This is a genomic window from Clostridium sp. C1, assembly GCF_018223625.1.
Lineage (GTDB): Bacteria > Bacillota_I > Bacilli_A > Erysipelotrichales > Coprobacillaceae > Allocoprobacillus.
In genome coordinates this window covers 2358087-2380600 of record NZ_CP073631.1, presented here as the reverse complement: position 1 = coordinate 2380600, position 22514 = coordinate 2358087, and the positions used below count along the sequence as shown (strand labels likewise).

Annotated in this window: 19 protein-coding genes; 7 read left to right on the top strand and 12 right to left on the bottom strand. The window is 32.1% G+C overall.

Translation table 11 applies throughout. The features are described from left to right. Positions 1-39: 39 nt before the first annotated feature. The 7 genes from KEC48_RS12760 to KEC48_RS12730 form a co-directional block, all read right to left on the bottom strand. The gene (locus KEC48_RS12760; protein ID WP_211962730.1) at positions 40-1785 is read right to left on the bottom strand and encodes an ABC transporter ATP-binding protein; all 1746 of its coding nucleotides are present in this window, start codon (positions 1783-1785) and stop codon (positions 40-42) included. Next, positions 1786-3588, bottom strand: coding sequence for an ABC transporter ATP-binding protein (locus KEC48_RS12755; RefSeq protein WP_211962728.1), 1803 nt, complete (start codon positions 3586-3588; stop codon positions 1786-1788). It lies immediately after the preceding gene. Positions 3589-3660: 72 nt separating this feature from the next. Beyond that, the gene (locus KEC48_RS12750; RefSeq protein WP_087357020.1) at positions 3661-4281 is read right to left on the bottom strand and encodes a TetR/AcrR family transcriptional regulator; all 621 of its coding nucleotides are present in this window, start codon (positions 4279-4281) and stop codon (positions 3661-3663) included. Positions 4282-4425: 144 nt separating this feature from the next. Further along, positions 4426-5409: a hypothetical protein gene (locus tag KEC48_RS12745; protein WP_211962726.1), complete on the bottom strand. Its 984-nt coding sequence runs from the start codon at positions 5407-5409 to the stop codon at positions 4426-4428. Between the two features lie 112 nt (positions 5410-5521). Then, positions 5522-6673: a phosphoglycerate dehydrogenase gene (locus KEC48_RS12740; RefSeq protein ID WP_087357018.1), complete on the bottom strand. Its 1152-nt coding sequence runs from the start codon at positions 6671-6673 to the stop codon at positions 5522-5524. Between the two features lie 5 nt (positions 6674-6678). Beyond that, entirely contained in the window at positions 6679-7761 is a 1083-nt protein-coding gene (gene serC / locus KEC48_RS12735) for a 3-phosphoserine/phosphohydroxythreonine transaminase (protein WP_205091069.1), read from the bottom strand. A 195-nt stretch (positions 7762-7956) separates the two neighbouring features. Continuing rightward, the gene (locus KEC48_RS12730; protein ID WP_211962724.1) at positions 7957-8754 is read right to left on the bottom strand and encodes a PHP domain-containing protein; all 798 of its coding nucleotides are present in this window, start codon (positions 8752-8754) and stop codon (positions 7957-7959) included. Between the two features lie 93 nt (positions 8755-8847). Between KEC48_RS12730 and KEC48_RS12725 the strand changes: the two genes are divergently transcribed. Beyond that, the gene (locus KEC48_RS12725) at positions 8848-10512 is read left to right on the top strand and encodes an alpha-glucosidase (protein ID WP_211962723.1); all 1665 of its coding nucleotides are present in this window, start codon (positions 8848-8850) and stop codon (positions 10510-10512) included. Positions 10513-10524: 12 nt separating this feature from the next. Next, entirely contained in the window at positions 10525-11898 is a 1374-nt protein-coding gene (locus KEC48_RS12720; protein ID WP_211962721.1) for a leucyl aminopeptidase family protein, read from the top strand. Between the two features lie 19 nt (positions 11899-11917). On the opposite strand, the gene KEC48_RS12715 is transcribed toward KEC48_RS12720, so the two are convergent. Genes KEC48_RS12715 through KEC48_RS12705 form a run of 3 tightly spaced genes read right to left on the bottom strand, consistent with a single transcriptional unit; the run spans position 11918 to position 15941 of the window. Beyond that, positions 11918-13777, bottom strand: a complete 1860-nt coding sequence (locus KEC48_RS12715; protein ID WP_211962719.1) for an ABC transporter ATP-binding protein — start codon at positions 13775-13777, stop codon at positions 11918-11920. Continuing rightward, a complete protein-coding gene (locus tag KEC48_RS12710) occupies positions 13777-15501 on the bottom strand; it encodes an ABC transporter ATP-binding protein (protein ID WP_211962713.1) in 1725 nt (574 codons plus the stop codon). Before KEC48_RS12710 ends, KEC48_RS12715 begins: the two co-directional genes overlap by 1 nt. 11 nt (positions 15502-15512) lie before the next feature. After that, entirely contained in the window at positions 15513-15941 is a 429-nt protein-coding gene (locus KEC48_RS12705; RefSeq protein WP_205090859.1) for a MarR family transcriptional regulator, read from the bottom strand. A gap of 147 nt (positions 15942-16088) precedes the next feature. Here KEC48_RS12705 and KEC48_RS12700 point away from each other — a divergent pair, with 147 nt between their 5' ends. Together KEC48_RS12700 and KEC48_RS12695 are read left to right on the top strand one after the other, a co-directional pair. Next, positions 16089-17195 (top strand): CobW family GTP-binding protein, encoded by a 1107-nt coding sequence (locus KEC48_RS12700; protein ID WP_211962711.1) that lies wholly within the window; start codon positions 16089-16091, stop codon positions 17193-17195. Continuing rightward, positions 17195-18136 (top strand): GTP-binding protein, encoded by a 942-nt coding sequence (locus KEC48_RS12695; protein WP_211962709.1) that lies wholly within the window; start codon positions 17195-17197, stop codon positions 18134-18136. The genes KEC48_RS12700 and KEC48_RS12695 overlap by 1 nt, the downstream gene beginning before the upstream one ends. A gap of 280 nt (positions 18137-18416) precedes the next feature. Here KEC48_RS12695 and KEC48_RS12690 read toward each other — a convergent pair whose 3' ends face one another. Next, positions 18417-18614 carry a DUF6199 family natural product biosynthesis protein gene (locus tag KEC48_RS12690; RefSeq protein WP_211962707.1) on the bottom strand — a complete coding sequence of 66 codons (198 nt, stop codon included), beginning with the start codon at positions 18612-18614 and terminating at the stop codon, positions 18417-18419. A 123-nt stretch (positions 18615-18737) separates the two neighbouring features. Here KEC48_RS12690 and tgt point away from each other — a divergent pair, with 123 nt between their 5' ends. Genes tgt through KEC48_RS12675 form a run of 3 tightly spaced genes read left to right on the top strand, consistent with a single transcriptional unit; the run spans position 18738 to position 21541 of the window. Then, positions 18738-19871 carry a tRNA guanosine(34) transglycosylase Tgt gene (tgt, locus tag KEC48_RS12685; protein ID WP_249191364.1) on the top strand — a complete coding sequence of 378 codons (1134 nt, stop codon included), beginning with the start codon at positions 18738-18740 and terminating at the stop codon, positions 19869-19871. Further along, the gene (queA, locus tag KEC48_RS12680; RefSeq protein ID WP_205090865.1) at positions 19872-20897 is read left to right on the top strand and encodes a tRNA preQ1(34) S-adenosylmethionine ribosyltransferase-isomerase QueA; all 1026 of its coding nucleotides are present in this window, start codon (positions 19872-19874) and stop codon (positions 20895-20897) included. Next, a complete protein-coding gene (locus KEC48_RS12675; RefSeq protein ID WP_087357003.1) occupies positions 20897-21541 on the top strand; it encodes an epoxyqueuosine reductase QueH in 645 nt (214 codons plus the stop codon). The genes queA and KEC48_RS12675 overlap by 1 nt, the downstream gene beginning before the upstream one ends. Before the next feature lie 35 nt (positions 21542-21576). Here KEC48_RS12675 and KEC48_RS12670 read toward each other — a convergent pair whose 3' ends face one another. Then, positions 21577-22455 (bottom strand): Rpn family recombination-promoting nuclease/putative transposase, encoded by an 879-nt coding sequence (locus tag KEC48_RS12670; RefSeq protein ID WP_211962703.1) that lies wholly within the window; start codon positions 22453-22455, stop codon positions 21577-21579. Positions 22456-22514: the final 59 nt, after the last annotated feature.

Here is a 22514-nt window from a genome sequence, read left to right as displayed (position 1 = left end):
AAGTCCTCATATAGTCAAACTAACTATATGAGGACTTATTTATGCATCAATTTGCCACTTAGCACTCTCATTTTGTAAATCGAGCATATGTCGATAGAGTCCATCTTGTTTATATAATTGTTCTGGACTTCCTTCTTCTTTCACTTTTCCATCTTCTAAAACAATAATCTTATCAGCTGATTGAACAGTTCGCATTCGATGTGCAATGACCAACACAGTTTTGTTTACTAACAGTCTTGACAAAGCTTCTTGTATTTTTGTTTCATTTTCAACATCAAGACTAGCTGTTGCTTCATCTAATAAGATGATTGGTGCATCTTTTAAAAGTGCTCTTGCGATTGAAATTCTTTGTCTTTCTCCTCCAGATAGCTTAGTACCATTTTCACCAATAAGAGTATCATAGCCATCAGGAAGTTTTTGAACAAATTCATCACAATTCGCTGCTTTTGCAGCTTTATATACTTCTTCATCCGTTGCATTTCTTTTCCCCAAACGAATATTTTCTTTAATGCTGTCATCAAATAAAACAACATCTTGAAATACCATTGAATAGTCACTCAATAAAACTTCTGGATCAACTTCATTGATATCAACACCACCCACTGTTATTTTTCCCTTTTGAACATCAAATAGACGTGCCGCTAATTTAGCACAAGTACTTTTACCTGACCCTGATGGTCCAACCAAAGCTGTCACTTCACCTTCCTTTGCGATAAAGCTAACATCTTTTAAAACATCTTGTAAATCATAAGCAAAGGAAACATGATGAAACTCAATGTCATGTCCTTTTGGCTTAAATGTTTTTTCACCTGATGCAACAGGTGTATCATATATTTCTGTTATACGATTTGCTGATACTTGAGATATAAACATTTCTGCAATTAATGCTAGACTTTGATCAAAAGGTGCATAAATTCTTGTAATCACTAATAAAAACATAAACAAAATCATAAAATCAACTTGTCCTTGCACAATCAAATGTACTCCAACCAAAATTGTTGTTGCTACACCTAAACGCATAATTACGCTTGCTCCATTGACAAACAATCCAGCTACCAGTTCACCTTTAATCATCACTTTTTCATGTGTATCTATTTTTTGATAAAGTCCTTGAAGATAAGTTTCTTCTTGATTAGTTGCTCGTATCTCTCTCACATTTTCCAATGATTCTTGGATACCATCAGAGACTTGTATTGCTGCCTGTTTAAGTTTTTGAGATGCTTTTGAAGTCCATTGACGAGAACCAAATAGTAAGCCAAATGCCACTGGTACACCCCAAAGACAGGAAATCGCCAATCGCCAATCATAGATAAATAAGAACACAGCAATAATCCCTGTTGAAATATAAGAACCATACAAATAACCAAGAACATGTGACCAGACATGTTCCATTCGGTTTACATCTCCCATTAGTGTTTCCGTTAAATCTGCAATATCTTTTTTATGAAAATATCCTAGCGGTAATTGACGCAATTTTTCTGCCAATGAAATTCTCGTTGCTTTGACTTCTCCATAAACCAATCCATATGTTGAAGTATACTGTTGAAGATGAGTTATAAATGATAGACATACAAATGCAATCAATAAACCAATAATAACAAGAACATTCATTTCAGCTTGATTTTTTATTAAAAGAGAAACAAGGTGATTCATGAGCAAATATAATATACTTATACCACCCATAACAACAATATTAACTATAACCGTCCAAAACGTTCCCTTTTTAACATTTTGAACACCTTGATGAGTTAAAGCATATTTACGTTTAAAATTTTCTCCAAACATTTATATACCCTCCTTCCCACTTGTAATTTTCCATTTCACTGATTGATTATAATTATTCCACATTTTATGATATAGACCTTCTTTATTTAAGAGCTCCTTATGACGTCCTTCCTCAATAATTTTTCCATCTTTTAAGACAATGATTTTATCCGCATTAACAACTGTTGATAAACGATGAGCAATCATAATAACTGTCTTATCCTGACACAAAACGCTAAGAGCTTTTTGGATCAAAACTTCATTTTCAGGATCAGCAAAAGCAGTCGCTTCATCCAATACAACAATGGGTGCATTTTTCAATATAGCTCTTGCTAGGGCAATTCGTTGTTGCTCACCGCCAGATAAATATGTTCCTTCTTTTCCAATTTGTGTATGTACACCATCAGGAAGTTTTTCAATAATATCTTGACATCTTGCAGCTTGTAATGCTTTTATCACATCCTCATCTGATGCCTGAGGATTAGCAATTTTCACATTATTTAAAATAGATGTTTTAAAAAGTTGAGTATTTTGAAAAACAAAAGCTACTTGATTCATTAAAACATGCTGATCGATATTTTTGACATTCACATGACCTACTTCTACAATACCTTCATCCACATCCCAAAATCTTGGAATTAAACTTGCTGCTGTGGTTTTACCTCCTCCCGATGGTCCAACCAATGCAATTGTCTGACCTGACTCAACTTGGAAAGATACATGTGATAAAGCAGGAATATTTGATCCCTGATAAGTAAAACTTACATCCTTAAAAGCAACACTATTGTCCTTTGGCATTTGAGGATTGATGCACTTTTCAAGTATTGGTGCTTTCATAACCATGTCGATACGGCTAATTGCTGTATTTGCCAACATGATTCCTGATGAAGCGAACATAATTTTTGCAAGGGCTGTTGAAATAATAGCTGAAAAAACCGCATAAAATATAAAATTTGTTACAAGTTCATGAAATTGCCCACCATTTAATGCTTCAGGTATCAAAAGAATAACCACTGGAATTAAAAAAATAAATGCTCCTTCAGTGAATGTTAAATTAATGGATTGAGGAACACGACAAACTTTTCCTTGATAATACTCGGCTTTATCACTATATTCCTCAATAGCTTGTTGAAATGACTTAAACGAATAAACTGTCTGTTGAAATATTTTCACAACGGGTATTCCTCTTACATATTCCGTTCCAGCTTTTGTCATTTTATCTTGGGCAGCCTGATATTCAGCCATAATCTTTGCGTTTTTACCACCCATCATTGAAAACATCATCAAAATGGAAATCACTGCAGATAGCAGACAAGCCAATCCCATACGCCAATCAAAAACAAACATCAAAATAACCATCCCTATAAAAAGAACAATCGTTCCTACTATATCAGCTAAATTATGTGCTAAGAGTGTTTCTGTATCATTTGCTCCACTATCAAGCCTTCCTCTAATAAGTCCTGAAGCGTTATTATCAAAGTATCCTAAAGGTGCCTTCATAATATGATTCATACCTATCTTTCTTATGTTTTCAGCAGTTCTAAATGCAGATAAATGCGTACATAATAATCCAATAAAATAAAATATAATTCCAATGATTGCAAACCCAAAAGCAACCCATCCATACATTTCTAGATTTTGAACATATAAATAATCTGGCATTGCTCCAATCAAATCTCTTGCAACTAACCAAATACAAACATATGGCACAATACTACAAAGCATAGAAATTGCTGATAAAACAAGACCAATAAAAGTTAATACTTTGTAATTTCCTGCATAATCCAATAAAGTCATAATGGATCCTTTTTTCTTATTTTCCATTGTATTCCTCCTTCCACCATTGTTAGCATAAGCTAACTGTTGGAGTAAAAAATTGCAGGTTGGTATACCCTTTTATTTTTCTTCCATCAATGCTAACCAACCGGCAGTATAAAAAGCTCTTAATTGTCCTACATCTCGCATTGCCTGATCTTTTGGAATATCATGGATAACAACCTCAAAAATCCCACCAAACATACCACTTGCAATAATATGGCATAGGGTTTTATCAAGCTTTGGCACTTGATGTCCAAGTTCTCTAAGAACTTCTACATATTTTAAAGTATATTCCACTTCTACTTCAACAATGTTATGAACAAAATTTTCATAGCTTGTACCTTCAGCCTTCAATAACAAAAGTTTCACAGGCTCACGATGATCACAAATATAATCAACCATCCAATCAACACAAACACTCGATTCAATTCCCATATGTGAAGGTTGTTCATCTTTTGGTAGAGCCGCAAATTGAAGCTGTGCTTGTATAAAATGGGCCATTATTGCTTGAGCATGTGGTTCAACAATTGAAGCAAATAAAGCTTCCTTACTTGAAAAATACCCATAAAAAGCTCCTGTTGTTACTCCAGCATGTTTAACAATTTGACGTAGAGAGGCTCCTCTAAATCCTTTCTCTAGAAACTCGTCAAGAGCTGCTTGTTGAATTTTATCCAATGTTAAATTTGATGTATCCTGCATTCTTCTACTCCTTATAACAGCGTTATATAACACTGTTATAATACACCCCTCTTTATCTCTATGTCAATATAAAAAACAAATATTTTATAAATCTATTGTTCTATTCACAAAAAAAACTTGAAAATAATAAAATTTTCAAGTTTCTCACATATTTTGATAACTTTGCCAATCAATCTCATAAGTATTTCCTTCAACAAATAGCTCTAATGTTCCTTCTTTATTCGCTTGTGTTTTTAAAATAGGCATAGCCAAATATAATGTTCTTTTTTGACCTGCAAGGATACTTCCTTTTTTTGAAATAGATTCATGATCTTCACTTTCTAAGATGATTTGTGAATGAATAATGTCTTCATCTATTTGATATTCACAATAAAGATACTGGGAAGGATCAATATCTAAAGATGATTGATTTTGAATCTCTAATGATAATACAACAAAGATTTGATTATCATTTTCTGTAGGATGATAACTATAGAAAAATCCTTTTTGGGATGGTTCAATGCGTTCACTTTGTTGATAATCTAATAAAACAATTTGTGAGCTTGTACAATTAATCACATCACCTATTGATTTGACTTGAGAATCTTTATGAACTTCTTCTAAAGAAAATGTATATTGATATTCTTTTTGATTCATGACTTTTAAATCCATTTGAACATCTTTTTCGTTTTCATTTTTCACCTCACAATAAAGATGAACATATCTTTCTTCATGTGGTTTTAAAGTATCCGTTGTACTTAATTGTGTAAAATATGATGATTCAATAGCCAATTCTATATCATGTTCTTCTTGAGTAAAATGCATTGTACCTTGATATATATTATGAAGTTCATATTCTTTGTCTGATAAGTTTTTTGTTTTCAATATCATATCAATAAAAATATGTTGCTTATCTATCGGTTGAAGATACTGATATGTTTTATTTTTATTTGTTGGTGCAATTTCTTTTGTCAGTGATGTTTTTATGATTTCAAATTCAAGTTGATCATCTATTGTATATGTTTGTGCTGTATCAAGTGTTTCTACTGTTGGTTGTTTTGTTGTGGTTGCATTTGTCTTTGTTGTTTCAGATGATGTACAACCACATAACAATAATATCGCCATGACAAAAACTATTATTTTTTTCATAAATATCAATCCCCTTTGACATTATTTTATCATAGATTTCTACATTCATGAAAAAAAACATTCTCTTAAATAGAATTCATATATGACAAAAAGGCAAAAATTGATTTTGCCTTTATTCAATAACTCTTACTTGAATCACATGATCTAAATTCTTTAATTCTTCACAATCAACAACATCTTGCGTATCAATCATTGTATAAGCATATTCTCCTTTGGCTTTATTCACCATATTTTCAATATTAATATGCTTATTAGCAAATAATGTTGCAAACTGTGCTAACATATTAGGAACATTTTTATGAATCAAACAAATACGATACTTTGTCGTACGTGGTTCATGAACAGATGGTAAATTAACAGAATGAGTGATATTTCCATTCTCTAAATAGTCTTGCATTTCTTTAACCGCCATAATGGCACAATTATCTTCTGATTCTGGTGTAGATGCTCCTAAATGCGGCATCACGATAACATCCTTTTGATCAATAATATCTTCTGTTGCAAAATCTGTTATATACTTTTTGATTTTCCCCTTTTGAATCCCCTCTAAAACAGCTTGAGAATCTACCAAATCTGCTCTGGCAAAATTTATAATACGTACTCCATCTTTCATCTTTGCAATGCTTTCTTGATTAATCATTGCTTTTGTTTCAGGAGTGCTTGGAGCATGAAGTGTAATATAGTCACATTCACTAAAAATCGTATCCATATTTTGAGCATTTTTCACCCATTTGCTCATACCCCATGCAGCATCTACAGAAATATATGGATCATAGCCATAAACTTCCATCCCCAATTTAATTGCCGCATTAGCAACATGAACTCCTATAGCCCCTAAACCTATAATACCTAACTTTTTCCCATCAATTTCCGGTCCTACAAATTGACTTTTCCCTTTTTCAACAAGTTTTCCAACTCCCTCTTGTCCTTTTAACGTTTTAACCCAATCAATACCTTCTACAATTTGTCTTGAAGAAAGAAACAATGCACATAAAACAAGCTCCTTAACAGCATTCGCATTCGCTCCGGGTGTATTGAAAACAACAATCCCCTGTTCACTGCACTGATCAATAGGAATATTATTCACACCTGCCCCTGCTCTGGCAATCGCTAAAAGTGTTGATGGAAATTGATAATCATGTAGAGATGCAGAACGCACCAAAATACCATCTTCGTTCTCTATATCTTCTCCTATTTGATATTGTTGTCCAAACAAATCTGTCCCTACTTTAGAAATTTTATTCATTAACTTGATTTTATACATTCATCTCACCTATTTTCTTCTTCAAATTTTTTCATAAAAGCAACCAATGTTTCTACGCCTTCTTTTTCCATAGCATTATATATAGAAGCACGAATACCACCTACAGAACGATGACCTTTTAAATTTGTCATTCCCGCTTCAACAGATTCCTTGACAAACTTGGCATCTAATTCTTGACTTGGACAAGTAAATGTGACATTCATCATAGAACGGTTCTCTGGATAACTATGTGCCTTATAGAAATCACTTTGGTCTAAATAGTCATAAAGAAGTTTTGCTTTTTCTTCATTTCTCTTTTGCATAACTTCTAAACCACCTAAAGAATCAATCCATTTTAAAACTTCTCCTAGTACATAAATAGAAAATGTTGGTGGCGTATTATACATAGAATCATTTTTAGATAATGTATCATATTCCATTAATACTGGTATTTTTTCTTGATGTTCTTGTATCAAATCTTCTCTAACAATCACTACACCTAAACCAGCAATTCCCATATTCTTTTGTGCTCCAGCATAAATCATACCATAATCACTCACATTGATAGGCTTTGATAAAATATTTGAAGACATATCAGCCACAATAGGAATCCCATGTGTATCGGGAACATATTTCCACTCAGTTCCATAAATTGTATTATTAGAACACAAATGAACATATGATGCATCTTCTCTTATATTTAATTCATCCTGTGTTGGAATATGTTTAAAATCTTGGTCACTACCATCATAAGCAATATGCACATCTCCAAACTTCTGTGCTTCTTGAGCCGCTTTCTTTGAAAAAGAACCTGTCACAATATAATCTGCTTTTCCATTTTTCATCAAATTCAAAGGAATGGTTGAAAACTGTTGTGTTGCCCCACCTTGAATAAATAATATCTGATAGTTATCCGGTATATTCATAACCTTCTTTAACATAGCTTTTGTTTCATTAAAGATTTCAAGATAGGATGATGATCGATGACTCATTTCCATAACGCTCATACCACTATCGTGATAGTTTAACATTTGTGAAGCAATATTCTCTAATACTGATACAGGTAATGTTGATGGACCTGCTGAAAAGTTATAAACTCTTTTTGTCATAACGACATCCTCCTTTTACAAAATATGATGATATTATATATGATTTATACAAATTTATCAATTAATTTTATAATTTTTCATAATTTGTAATAAAACAATAATATATTGTATACAATATCAACCATCTTTCATCACCTTTATAATATATTCACCTATTTTCAAAAAAGAATAAAAAAGATTAAGAATCATAGTTCCTTAATCTTCATTCAGTCTTAGCATTGCTTCTTTAATAGAATGACCTACATCTTCTGGTTGATGAGCATCTGAAGCATAAATCAGCTCTACTTGATATTCTTTCAAAATACGAAGAAGTTCATCAGACAACCCTAAATCAGGATGTCCATAACGATAATAACAACCAACATTATTTTCTGCTTTCATATGATGTTGTTTTAAAAGAGTTGCCATTTTTCGATAGGTTGGTTTTAAATCATATGTTGGATAAATCTGAAACAGTTTAATTGTATCGGGATGGGCTAATTGTGTAAATAAATCAGATTCTATTAACTGAAAGACTAACTCATAATATCTATGATAAATATCATCAACATCATAACGATTCCATAATAATTCTTTTGAAAAACTCATATCATATAAAATACCATCAATAGAATGAATTGCTCCAACAAGAAAATCAAATGAATATGAATCGATGATTTCTTTAATCTTTTGTTCATATTGAGGAACATAACAGACTTCTAATCCATATTTAACTTTGACAGGTAAATCCATTTTTTGAATATCTTTCATTAAATCAATATAATCACTTAATTGGTCTTTAAATTTCATTGCTTTATTTTCTAACCATGTTTTTTGAACATCATATACTTTTAAATCTTCATAAATAGGCTCAAATTCAATAAAGCGATGAGTATGATCTAATATCTGGATTTCATCCAATCCTTTTTGATGAGCAGCTTCTACAAACTGTAAAACATATTCTTTTGTTAGTGGTCCATTTTCTAAGTGCATATGTCCATCTCTATATAACATATTCTCAACTCCTTTTTCTTATTATATGAAAAACATGAAAAAATGTAAAATGATAGAGATGTTCATGTTATAATTTGAGTAGAGGTGATTATAATGCAAGAATGGTGGAAAGAAGAAATTGTTTATCAAATCTATCCAAAGAGTTTTAAAGATAGTAATCATGATGGGATAGGTGATATTCAAGGAATTATTGAAAAATTAGATTATTTAGAAGATTTAGGTGTGACAATGCTTTGGATTTGTCCTGTTTATCAATCTCCAATGGATGATAATGGTTATGATATTTCTGATTATTATCAGATTCATCCAGATTTTGGAACAATGGAGGATATTGATGAACTCATCCAAAAAGCGAAAGAAAGACATATCAAAATTATTATGGATTTAGTGATTAATCATACTTCTGATGAACATGCATGGTTTCAAGAAGCATTGAAAAATCCTGATAGTCCTTATCGAAACTATTATATTTTTAAAGAAGGGAAAAATGATCAACCCCCAACAAACTGGCGTTCTGTTTTTAGTGGCTCTGTTTGGGAAAAAGTGCCTCATGAAGACAATATGTATTATTTTCATTCTTTTTCTAAAAAACAACCTGATTTGAATTGGGAAAATCCTCAAATGCGTGAAGATATTTATCGTATGATTAACTGGTGGTTAGATAAAGGGATTGCTGGTTTTAGAGTTGACGCTATTAACTTTATAAAAAAGGATCAAAGTTGGCAAGATGGTCCAGTAGATGGTGCTGATGGTTTATCTTCATGTTTTGAATTTGCAAGAAATCAACCCGGAATTGAAGTCTTCTTTAAAGAATTAAGAGAAAAAACATTTGATGTTCATCAATGTATGACTGTTGCTGAAGCTGTTGGTGTTCCTTATCATCAATTAGATATTTTTATTGGTGAAAAAGGTTGTTTTTCAATGATGTTTGATTTTAATTATTCGCATATTGATATTACTGAACATGAAGAATGGTTCCCACTTCAAAATTGGACAATGCAGGAATATAAAGATAAGTTATTTTTAAGTCAAAAAGAAATCTTTAAAACAGGATGGTGTGGTGTCTTTTTAGAAAATCATGATATGCAAAGAAGTTTAAATAGACTCATTCGTAATCCTCAAGAACGTACTCCTAAAGTTGCAAAAGCATTAGGTCAATTATTTATGTTTTTAAAGGGAACACCTTTTATCTATCAAGGCGAAGAAATAGGAACCATCAACAATCATAAACTTTCTATCAATGATTTTGATGATCTTAATTCACATGCTCAATATCGTAGAGCTTTACAGGAAGGTTATAGCGAAGAAGAAGCTTTAGACTTTGTCAATCGTCGTAGCCGTGATAATACACGTTCACCTATGAGCTGGAACAATCAACGTTATGCTGGATTCAGTGATACAAAACCTTGGTTGGCTAATAATGAATATTATAAGGAAATCAATGTTGCTGGAGAAATCAATGATTCTGATTCTGTCTTATCTTATTATAAACAGATGATTGCGTTAAGACAAAATCCTTTATATCATCAGACTTTTGTTTATGGTGATTTTACTCCATTAGATAGTGAAGAATATGTCATTGCTTATATAAGACAAGATAAACAAAATCAAATCTTATGTATTCAAAATCTACAAAATAAAACAACATCATTCCCTCTAGAACACTACTCAAAGGTTCTTTTATCCAATGATGACATTCATATTTATGATCATCAAATTCAACTTTCTCCATATCAATCTATGATTATACTTTTATGAGAGAGTTACAACATGCAACAAATTAAACAATTCAACAATAACGTTATGATTTATCCTATATATCAAGAACAATCTGTATGCCAAGATATCATTGATACACTAGGATATGATATCACTCAAGATATTGATAAGGACTTTTCTAAAATCACTCAGATTCATACTTTTGGAAAATATCCTTTCTCTTATATTCTTTTTGTAGGTTTGGGAAAACAAAATGAAATCACAACAGACAAGCTAAGAAAGATAGCTACTACTGTATCCAAAGATATCAAGCAACCTGTACAGCTTGTTGTAAATCATCTAGACAATCAGTCAACAATGGTAAGAGTCTGGTTAGAATCACATATCTTAGCTCAATATGAAGAAAGAAAAATCGGACATGATGCGAAACCTATCATGAATATGGATGTTCTTGCATCAGTAGATGTTCAAGATGAAATCAATGAAGCTACCATCTATGGCGAAGGTATCAACTATGCCAGAAGACTGGCTGATACACCATCTAATCTAATGACACCAGATGATATGGTCAAGGAATCCATTCAATTGGCTAAAGATTATGGTATGGAATGTACCATTCTTGATAAGGCACAGCTAGAAGATATGAAAGCAGGAGGAATCCTATCAGTCAATCAGGGAAGTGATATTCCTGCATATATGATTGTTCTTAAGCATAATGGAGATGGTGACAATGCATATAAGGCAGTGATAGGAAAAGGGCTGACATTTGACTCAGGAGGATACAATCTTAAAGGAAATAGCTATGGAATGAAATATGACATGTGTGGAGGAGCAGATGTGCTAGGAATCATGCAGATACTGGCAAGAAGTCAAGCGAAGACAAATGTATATGGAATTGTACCAGTCACTGAGAATCTTGTTAGTGGAAAGGCATATAAACCACAGGATGTCATCACAACATTATCTGGAAAAACAGTAGAAATCACGACTACCGATGCCGAAGGAAGATTAGTTCTTTGCGATGCGATGACTTATGCTAAACAACTTGGTGTTCAAGCCATCATTGATTTAGGAACATTGACTGGTCCAGCTTTAGGCGATGTCTACACAGCTGTTTTCAGTAATGACGATGACTATTATCATAAATTTGAAGAAGCTATGAAAGTAGCAGATGAAAAAGGATGGCGATTACCATTAGATCAAGAATATTTTGATAAATTAAAATCAAATAGTGCTGATATGACAAATTGTTCAATGACACTTGGTGGTGATGCCAGTGTTGCGGCTAACTTTTTAGAAGCATTTGTTGAAAAAGACATACAATGGATTCATTTGGATATCGCTTCTACTGCGAAAAAGCCTAATATTGGCGCAACTGGAGCAATGGTCAGAAGTATCGCAACACTTTTAGGAAAAGAAAAATAGCACAATCAAGTGCTATTTTTTAATCCAATTCAAATTGTCCTGTATATAACTGATAATAACGTCCTTTTTGTGCAATCAATTCATCATGACTACCACGTTCAATAATTTCACCATGATCTAATACCATAATAGCGTTAGAATTTCTAACTGTTGATAATCTATGAGCAATCACAAAAACTGTACGATTTTCCATTAAACGATCCATACCTTTTTCAATTAATTTTTCGGTACGAGTATCAATCGAACTTGTCGCTTCATCTAATATCAAAACAGGTGGATCAGCAATTGCTGCTCTGGCAATGGCCAATAACTGACGTTGACCCTGTGATAGATTTGCTCCATCCCCACTCAACATTGTATCATAGCCATTAGGCAAACGTTTAATAAAGCTATGAGCATTCGCTAATTTAGCTGCTTCAATCACCTCATCCATTGTCGCATCCAGTTTTCCATAACGAATATTATCAGCAATCGTTCCAGTAAATAAATGTGTATCTTGTAAAACAATAGAAATAGAATGTCTTAAATCATCTTTTTTAATGAGCTTCACATCAATACCATCATAAGTAATACTTCCACTAGAAATATCATAGAAACGATTAATCAGATTTGTAATCGTTGTTTTTCCTGCACCTGTACTTCCAACAAATGCAATTTTTTGTCCCGGTTTCGCAAACAAATTAATATTTTTCAAGATTGGAACATTTTCTTCATAGCCAAACACCACATCATGGAAACGCACATCACCCTTTAATTCGACAAGCTCAATACTTCCATCTGGTCTAGGATGACGCCATGCCCAATATCCTGTATGTTCCTGACATTCACTTAAATGGCCATCTTTATGTTTACGCACTCTTGTTAATGTGACTTTTCCATCATCAATTTCTGGTTTTTCTGACATCATATCAAATATTCTTTCAGCCCCTGCCATAGCTGCTAAAATAAAATTCAACTGTTGTGTAAACTGATTAACAGGTTGTGCTGTTTGTCTGACAAAAACCAGATAAGAAGATAAACTTCCTAAATCCATAAAACCAGAGATTGTTAAAAATCCACCAATACAAGCAACAATAGCGTAATTAAAATAGGAAATACTAACAACTGTAGGAATTGTTCTTCCTGAATAAGTCAACGCATTAGTCGCAGCCTCCTGTAAAATACGATTACGACGATTAAATTCTTCAATATTAGCCTGTTCATGGTTAAACACTTTTACAACCTTAACACCATCAACCATTTCTTCAATAAAACCATTCAAATCACCTAATGCCGCCTGTTGTTTAGAGAAATAATGTTTACTTCTTTTTGTTAAATATTGAATCATAAAATACATAATCAACATACAGGCAAAAACAATTAAAGATAATTGCCAACTTAATACAAAAATTAAAATCAATGTTCCTACAATCATAATAAAACTTTGAATTAAATTATCAAAACAGTTATTTAAAGCATCTTGAACTGTATCCAAATCATTTGTAAAATGACTCATTACTTCTCCATGTGTATGACTATCAAAATATTGAATAGGTAATTTTTGTGTTTTATCAAATAAGTCTTGTCGCATTTCTTTAACAATCTTTTGAGATGTATGCACCATCAATTGTTTATAAATGGCTGTTGAAGTCGCTCCAATCATATATACAACAATCATAAAAATAATAAAACGGACCAATCCCTGATAATCCCCCGGCATTAAATATTGATTAATGACCGTACGAATTTGAAATGTTCCCCAAAGATTAATTCCTGTACTAATAATAACTAAAACAGCTACACAACTTAAAGCATATTTATGATATCCAATATACTTTTTAAAGGAGCTTAATGTTTTCATCATATCTTGAGGTTTTGCATTTGTAATTTGTCTTGCCATTATAAACCAGCTCCTTCCAATTGAGAATAATAAATATCCTGATAAATGTGATCATGTGCCAACAACTCATCATGCGTTCCCACTGCATGAATATGTCCATCTTCTAAAATCACAATCTGATCAGCATGTTGAACACTCGAAACACGTTGAGCAATAATGATTTTTGTTGTATCTTTTAAAGATGCCAACCCTTCTCGAATACTGGCTTCTGTGGCCGTATCTACTGCACTTGTAGAATCATCTAAAATCAAAACTTTTGGTTTTTTTAATAATGCTCTGGCAATACATAATCTTTGTTTCTGTCCACCAGAAACATTGACTCCACCTTGTCCCATATCAGTTTGATAACCTTCTGGGAAATTTTTTATAAATTCATCCACACAAGCAATATGACAAGCCCATTCAATGTCTTCATCACTTGCATTTTTATTACCCCAAAGCAAGTTTTCTTTAATCGTTCCACTAAATAAAGTATTCTTTTGTAAAACCATTCCTACACTATCTCTTAAATGTTCTACAGAATAATTTTTCACATTACGCCCGTCAACCAAGACTTCTCCTTCACTAACATCATAAAGTCTAGGTATCAACTGTACTAAGCTCGTTTTCGCTGAACCCGTTCCTCCCAAAATACCAATCGTTGATCCTGCCGGTATGTGTAAATCAATATCTGTTAAGACATATTCTTTAGCTGTTGATTTATATTTAAAATAAACATGGTGAAAATCAATCGTACCATTTTCAACAATTTCTGATGTATTTTGTGGATCGTGTATATCTGGTACTTCATCAAGCACTTCAATAATACGCTCACAACTGGCAATAGATCTTGTTAACATTAAAAAGACATTAGAAATCATCATCAATGCATTTAATATCTGCATGACATAGCTTAAAAAACCAGTCAATTCTCCAACTTTCATCGTTCCAGCTAAAATCATCTGTCCACCAAAAAATAAAATAGAAACAATCGTTAAATACATCACATATTGGAATAATGGCATATTCCATACTGAAGTACGAAAGGCTTTTTCACTATTTTCTCTTAAATTTTCATTCATGCCTTCAAATTTTTCAGATTCATACCCTTCTCTGACATAAGATTTAACAACACGAATAGCATTTAAATTTTCCTGGACAACTGTATTAATATTATCCATACTTGATTGCATAAACTTAAACAGTGGTCCAACTTTTCTTACGATGACAAATAATCCAATCCCCAATATAGGTGTAGAAACCAAAAATATAAGAGCTAATTTTGCATTAATAGTAAAAGTAAAAAATAATGCCAACAAAAGCATAAAGGGTGCTCTGACTAATGGTCTAATTCCATTACATATCGCATTTTGAATAATAATAACATCACTTGTTAAACGGGTAATTAAAGACGACGTTGAAAAATGATCAGTATTCGCAAAAGAAAAATTCTGAACTTTTTCAAATTCATCTTTTCTCAATTCGGCTCCAAATCCTTGTCCTGCCGTAGCTGCAAAACGAGCATATAGGACTCCTAAAACATAAGCAATACAGGCACAAACAACCATCAGTATCCCTTGTATCACAATATAATTTGTATCTTTATTGGCTACACCTACATCAATAATATTAGCCATCAATACAGGTATCACAAGTTCAAAAACTGTTTCTCCAATAATACAGGCACATGCCAGTAAAAAATAACGTTGATATTTTTTCGCATATGGCCATAAACGCTTAATCATATTTTCCCCTCCTATAAAATTTCTTTTCCTGTTAAATTCGTATACATACGAGATAAATAGTCTTGAAACTGCTGTTTTTCTTCTTCACTAAATCCCTTTAAAGAAATCTGTTCTATTTCTAAACAATGTTCATCCCACTTTTCTAAAGCCTTTTGTCCTTCAACTGTTAAATTCAGTTGATAAGCACGTTTATTTTGAGGATTAATGGCTTTTGTAATCATGCCTTTTTCTTCCAGGTTATCAAGAATCTTACTCACTGTAGCACTTTCAACATCACATTCTTTTGCGATATCTTTTAATTTACAATCTTTATGATTTTGAATATATCGTAGTACTTTTGGTTGACCGGGTGATAAACGAAAAGCATTCATATTCATTCGATTCTTTTGCCTTTGGGCATGAAAAGCTTTAAAAACCAACATATAAAAAGGTGTTTTCATGATTTCCTCCTTTCATTAGTATGCTAATTATTAGTACACTAACAATTATAGTCTTATTCCATCTTTTTATCAAGAGAATTGTATGTTATTTCATTTGCTTGTTAAAAATACGAGTGCTATAATACAAAAAGAAAGAAGGTCGAATAAATGAGTAAAGTAGATATTATTTCTGGCTTTCTCGGAGCTGGAAAGACAACATTAATCAAAAAACTTATTCAGGATTGTTTAGGTCATGAAAAAGTTGTTTTAATTGAAAATGAATTTGGTGAGATTGGTATAGATGGAAGCTTCTTAAAAGAAGCTGGAATTGAGATTACAGAAATGAACTCTGGATGCATTTGTTGTTCATTAGTGGGTGATTTTAGCGAAGCTTTAAAACAAGTCGTAGCTAAGTATCATCCTGATCGTATTATTATTGAACCTTCCGGTGTAGGAAAACTTTCTGATGTGATTAAAGCTGTTGAAAATGTTCATAGTGATGAACTTCAGTTAAATAGTTTTGTGACAGTTATTGATGTTAAAAAATGTAAAACATATTCATTGAATTTTGGAGAATTCTTTAATAATCAAATCGAATATGCTTCTACAATCATTTTAAGTCGTACTCAAGATGTTTCTATGGATAAAGTTCAAGAAGCTATTGATATTATTAAATCAATGAATACAACTGCTTCGATTATCACTACAGCTTGGGATGAGTTAGATGGACAAGTTATTTTACAGACAATGGAAAATCAAAATTCTTTACAGGATATATTAATGAAAGAAGCAGATATTTGTCCAGAATGTGGCCACCATCATGAACACGGTGAACACTGCCACCATCACGAACATCATCATGGACATGGCGAACATTGTCATCATCATGATGAACATCATGAATGTTGTCACCATCATCACGAAAACGAAGAATGTCATCATGGACATCATCATGACCATGAATGTGAATGTGGTCATCATCACCACCATCACGCAGATGAAGTCTTTACAAGTTTAGGAAAAGAAACTGTTCATACTTATACACAGGAACAGTTAGATAAAATTCTTCAGATTTTATCTTCATCTCATGAATATGGAGATATCTTGCGTGCAAAAGGTATTTTACCTACACCAGATAAGAAATGGCTACACTTTGATTTAGTGCCTGGAGAATATGAAATTCGTTTTGGTAGCGCTGATTACACTGGCCGTATCTGTGTTATCGGTAAAGATTTATTAGAAGACAAAATTTATGAATTATTTGGAGTAGAATAATGAATACAAGAATCTATTTATTTACAGGATTTTTAGATAGCGGAAAATCATCTTTTATTAATGATACCATTACAACAACTGATTTTTGTCAAAATGAGAAAACTGTTTTAATTGTCAGTGAACAAGGTGAAAAAGAATACTCACAAGAAGAAATTGAATCGTTCAATTGTGATATTGTTTATATTCATAAAGAAGATGAATTTAATAAAGAATTTTTACAGGAACTTGAAAACAAATATCATCCAACCCAAGTTTTAATGGAAGTCAATGGAATGTATAATGTTGATCATATTGTTGAATGTGAAAAACCTGATGATTGGGAAGTTGTCCAAGTTTTAACAACCATCAATGCGAAAACTTTTGCTTTATATATTCAAAATATGCGTTCTTTACTTTATCAACATGTTAAATACAGTGATTTACTTATCTTCAATCGTATTGATGCATCTATGAAAAAATCTTTTTTAAGAAATAACATTAAAGCCATCAATTCTACATGCCAGATTATTTATGAAAAAGAAGATGGAACTGTGAATACTTTAGAAGATGATGAATTACCATTTGATATATCTCAAGATGAAATCCATGTATTAGATCATGATTTTGGTATATTTTGTATGGATGCTTTAGATCATCCAGACAAATACAATCAAAAGAAAGTCACATTAAGAGGTAAATTTATTGGCAGAGATAAACAGCTTGAAGATGGATTTGTATTAGGACGTTTAGCTATGGTTTGTTGTGAAGAAGATACGTCTTTAATTGGTATGGTCTGTGAACATCCTGCTGCTAAACAACTGATTCCTAATGAATGGGTTGAAGTCACTGGAACAATTGATGTTCAATATGATTCAGATATTAACGGAAATTTCTGTTTATTAAAAGTGGATGACTTAAAAGTCATTCCACCACTCAAAAACGAATATGTCACTTTTGATTAGAGGATTCCAAATCCTCTTTTTTATTTATATCTTTGACCATGACAATCAACCTTATCATGACTATTATTTTTAATATAACTTTAACCATAAAATTTATATCAAAAGACTTATTATCATTCCTACGAAAACATTACGAATTTGGTTCTACAAAGTATTGATAAACACTATCTTCTATATGAATATCTCTTGAGTTCTTTATACTAAATCTAGATTTAGTCATATTATATTGATATATAAACGATTGAGTACTACTATAATCATAAACTCTGATTGAAGGACTTTAAATAAAAAGAGCAATGAAAAATATGATAGAGCCTATAATACAAAATGTTCCCATAACACGCATCAAAGCGATATACAACTCTGAAGGTTCTCCATTCTTCATATCCCAGAAATGTTCTATTTTCCATAACAAATCAGGTCTTCCTACCATAGCAATTCCCAATAACAACAATAACACAATCCAAATATATTTCATCGTAACCACATCCTTTATCTTTATTTTAACATACTCTTTTCTTTTGCATAGAATTTCAATCAATAAAATTTGAACTTATGCTCCCTTTCATGTATAATGTTTATGCTAAAAAGAGGTGAAAAAATGGAAGGTTTTTGGTATGAATTAAAACATGTGTGTAAACAATCAGGTGCAAGATATGGTATTTTACATACACCTCATGGTGATGTTGAAACACCTATGTTTATGCCTGTTGGTACACTTGCGACAGTGAAAGGTATTTCTCCAGAACAATTAAAAGAGATGCATTCTCAAGTCATTTTAGCAAACACTTATCATTTATGGTTAAGACCTGGTGAAGATGTGGTGAAAATGGCTGGAGGATTACATAAGTTTATGAATTATGATGGTCCTATTTTAACTGATAGTGGCGGTTTTCAAGTTTTTTCATTAGGAAAGACAAGAAAAATTGAAGAAGAAGGAGTCACTTTTAAAAGTATTGTTGATGGGAAAAAGTTATTTTTATCTCCTGAAAAATCTATACAAATTCAAAATGATCTAGGTGCAGATATTATTATGAGTTTTGATGAATGTGCCCCTTATCCTTCAACACATGATTATATGAAAAAAAGTGTGGAAAGAACTCTACGTTGGGCCAAACGTGGTAAAGATGCTCATAAGCGTAAAGACCAAGCTTTATTTGGTATTGTTCAAGGTGGAGAATTTGAAGATTTACGAGAGTTAAGTGCTAAAGAATTAGTAAAAATGGATTTTCCTGGTTATTCTATTGGGGGAACAAGTGTTGGTGAACCTAAAGATGTCATGTATAAGATGATCGATGATGCCGTAAAATGGTTACCAGATGATAAACCGCGTTACTTAATGGGTGTTGGTAATCCTATTGATTTAATTGAAGGTGCGATTCGTGGTATTGATATGTTTGATTGTGTTTTACCTACAAGAGTTGCCAGACATGGTGCTTTAATGACACATCATGGACGTATGAATATTAATAATGAAAAATATAAATATGATTTTACACCTATTGATGACAAGTGTCATTGTTATACATGTCAAAATTATACTCGTGCTTATTTAAGACATTTACATAAATGTGATGAATTATTTGGAAAGAGTTTACTTTCTATTCATAATGTAGCATTTTTATTACAATTAAGTGAAGATATCAGAAAAGCCATTCAAGAAGATCGTTTATTAGATTTTAAAGAAGAATTTTTAAATAGTTATGGTAGAGATGTATATGAAAGGGCGTTTTAAATGAAATTAAGTGAATTTGATTATAACTTACCAGAAGAATTGATTGCACAAACTCCTCTACAAAAAAGAGATACTTCTCGTTTAATGGTTTTAAATAGAAAAGAAAGAACCATTGAAGATAAACATTTTTATGATATTTTAGATTATCTACATGCTGGTGACATTTTGGTTAGAAACAATACAAAAGTCATTCCTGCCAGACTTTATGGAACAAAAGAGGAAACAAATGGTCATGTTGAAGTTCTATTATTGAAAGATTTAGGAAATAATGTATGGGAATGTTTAGTAGGAAATGCCAGAATTGTGAAAATGGGTACAATCATTACTTTTGGTGATGGTTCTTTAAAAGCAAAATGTATTTATATTGGTGAAGAAGGGATTCGTCATTTTGAGATGATTTATGATGGTATCTTTTATGAAATCTTAGATCATTTAGGTACAATGCCTTTACCGCCATATATTAAAGAAAAATTAGAAGATTCTAGTCGTTATCAAACAGTTTATGCAAAAATTGAAGGTAGTGCTGCTGCCCCTACAGCAGGTTTACATTTTACTGATGAGATTCTTGAAAAGGTTCAAGAAAAGGGTGTTGAAATCTTAGATGTCACACTACATGTAGGACTAGGTACATTTAGACCTGTCAAAGTAGATGATGTTTTAGAACATCACATGCATAGCGAATTTTATATGATTGATGAAGAAACTGCACAAAAATTAAATACAGCTAAAGCAAATGGTCAACGTATTATTAGTGTAGGTACAACTTCAACAAGAACTTTAGAAGCGAATTATAAAAAATATGGACAGTTTAAAGCAACACAGGAAAGTACAGATATTTTTATCTATCCTGGATATCAGTTTGAAGCGATTGATGCCTTAATTACGAATTTCCATCTTCCTAAATCTACTTTAGTTATGCTTGTCAGTGCATTTGCTGATAAGGAGTTTATTATGAAAGCTTATCATCACGCTGTGGAAGAAAAGTATCGCTTCTTCTCATTTGGTGATTGCATGTTTATTCAATAATGAAAATAAACTATGATTTAAAATTACAGGAAGAAATTCAAAAATTAGGCAATTGTCATCCTTCATTATTATTACATGTCTGTTGTGGTCCATGTTCAAGTAATGTTATTAAAGAATTAAGTGAACATTTTCAGATTACGATCTATTATTCTAATTCTAATATATATCCACCAGAAGAATATCAAAGACGTTTTCATGAACTTTTATCTTTTATAGAAAAATTTAACCAAGACTATCAACAAGATATTAAAGTCATTGAAGACCCTTATAACAATGCAGAATGGATTTCTCATCTCTATCCTTTAAAAGAATATCCTGAAGGAAGTGTGAGATGTAAGCTTTGTTATAGTTTGAGAATGCGTAGAACCTTTGACTATGCTAAAATACATCATTTTGATTATTGGACAACAGTTTTAAGTGTTTCTCCACATAAAAATAGTCAATGGATTAATGAAATTGGTCATCAATGGCAGTGTGATTCTCCACGTTTTTTATATGCAGATTTCAAAAAGAATAATGGCTATTTAAAATCTACACAAATGACAAAAGAATATGGAATGTATCGCCAAAACTACTGTGGTTGTATGTTCAGTTATGAAGAAATGCAAGAAAGAGAAAAAAGAGCTCAAAATCATATAGATTAAGAGTTCTTTTTTCTCTATTTCATTTTATACTTCTCCTATTTATAAATATACTTTAATACATCTTCTTCGTTATGTATTTCAAATATATGGATAATAATACTATCAAGCGTTTCTTCTTTACTATTAACTATCTTCATCTCTAAATCTGGTGTGAGTTTGCCTAATAGTTTTTTTAATTGAATCAATACAACACTTAACTTTCCTTGTTGTTTTCCTTTTTCCATACCTGATTTCTCTGCATCTTTCCAGAATGAATACATTTCCACTGTTCCTCCATCTCCTTTCATTTTTTTCAGTATGTCTTCTCTCCCTGTCAATGTTGCCAGTACTCTGGCTACCGCTTTTGTAATGATCATCTTCTTTAATCCTTCTTCATCTTTTCTCCATATTATCTTTAATCCACTGATGACCTTTTTATTGTCTTCATTTTTCAGTAGGTTTTCATCCATCTCCTTCATGTCTACAACCCTCATCTTCCAGTCATTCTGTTTTCTCTTGATTTCCTCTGGTCCTTTGACTCTTTCCAGCAATGATGTCACGGCATTCCATTTCCCTTCGCCATGAAACAATACGACGCTCATCACTGGCATCAGCATATGATTCTTGAATCGTCTGTCCTGCATGTTGTAGACCAGTGCATCATAAAGCAGTGTTCTTGATGCCATTGTAAAGTCAACACAGCTTTGAGCTTCAAGAATCAAGATAGCTTGAAAATCCTTTCTTTCCCACATCATGATGACATCATGAGTGCGTTCCTTAGAAAGAAAGTCACCAATAAATATCTCTCTGGAATCAAGAGGGTGAAGGTCACTTGGATGAATAATAGCATGACCATCAAAGAAAAGAGCATTCATGAAGTCAGCAAAACGGATAGGGTATGAGAAGAAATCCTTTAACACATGATCCTTTTTCATCAACGAATCCCTCCTATAGAGGAGAGGCTAAACATATTATACACAAATCTTTGCTTATA

Bases quoted from the DNA above. Each gene is read 5' to 3' on its own strand.
- KEC48_RS12690 (WP_211962707.1), bottom strand. From the start codon at position 18,614: ATGAAATATATTTGGATTGTGTTATTGTTGTTATTGGGAATTGCTATG.
- KEC48_RS12720 (WP_211962721.1), top strand. From the start codon at position 10,525: ATGCAACAAATTAAACAATTCAACAATAACGTTATGATTTATCCTATA.
- KEC48_RS12725 (WP_211962723.1), top strand. From the start codon at position 8,848: ATGCAAGAATGGTGGAAAGAAGAAATTGTTTATCAAATCTATCCAAAG.
- KEC48_RS12750 (WP_087357020.1), bottom strand. From the start codon at position 4,281: ATGCAGGATACATCAAATTTAACATTGGATAAAATTCAACAAGCAGCT.
- tgt (WP_249191364.1), top strand. From the start codon at position 18,738: ATGGAAGGTTTTTGGTATGAATTAAAACATGTGTGTAAACAATCAGGT.
- KEC48_RS12745 (WP_211962726.1), bottom strand. From the start codon at position 5,409: ATGAAAAAAATAATAGTTTTTGTCATGGCGATATTATTGTTATGTGGT.
- KEC48_RS12755 (WP_211962728.1), bottom strand. From the start codon at position 3,588: ATGGAAAATAAGAAAAAAGGATCCATTATGACTTTATTGGATTATGCA.
- KEC48_RS12705 (WP_205090859.1), bottom strand. From the start codon at position 15,941: ATGAAAACACCTTTTTATATGTTGGTTTTTAAAGCTTTTCATGCCCAA.
- KEC48_RS12695 (WP_211962709.1), top strand. From the start codon at position 17,195: ATGAATACAAGAATCTATTTATTTACAGGATTTTTAGATAGCGGAAAA.
- KEC48_RS12675 (WP_087357003.1), top strand. From the start codon at position 20,897: ATGAAAATAAACTATGATTTAAAATTACAGGAAGAAATTCAAAAATTA.
- KEC48_RS12730 (WP_211962724.1), bottom strand. From the start codon at position 8,754: ATGTTATATAGAGATGGACATATGCACTTAGAAAATGGACCACTAACA.
- serC (WP_205091069.1), bottom strand. From the start codon at position 7,761: ATGACAAAAAGAGTTTATAACTTTTCAGCAGGTCCATCAACATTACCT.
- KEC48_RS12740 (WP_087357018.1), bottom strand. From the start codon at position 6,673: ATGTATAAAATCAAGTTAATGAATAAAATTTCTAAAGTAGGGACAGAT.
- KEC48_RS12760 (WP_211962730.1), bottom strand. From the start codon at position 1,785: ATGTTTGGAGAAAATTTTAAACGTAAATATGCTTTAACTCATCAAGGT.
- KEC48_RS12670 (WP_211962703.1), bottom strand. From the start codon at position 22,455: ATGAAAAAGGATCATGTGTTAAAGGATTTCTTCTCATACCCTATCCGT.
- KEC48_RS12715 (WP_211962719.1), bottom strand. From the start codon at position 13,777: ATGGCAAGACAAATTACAAATGCAAAACCTCAAGATATGATGAAAACA.
- queA (WP_205090865.1), top strand. From the start codon at position 19,872: ATGAAATTAAGTGAATTTGATTATAACTTACCAGAAGAATTGATTGCA.
- KEC48_RS12700 (WP_211962711.1), top strand. From the start codon at position 16,089: ATGAGTAAAGTAGATATTATTTCTGGCTTTCTCGGAGCTGGAAAGACA.
- KEC48_RS12710 (WP_211962713.1), bottom strand. From the start codon at position 15,501: ATGATTAAGCGTTTATGGCCATATGCGAAAAAATATCAACGTTATTTT.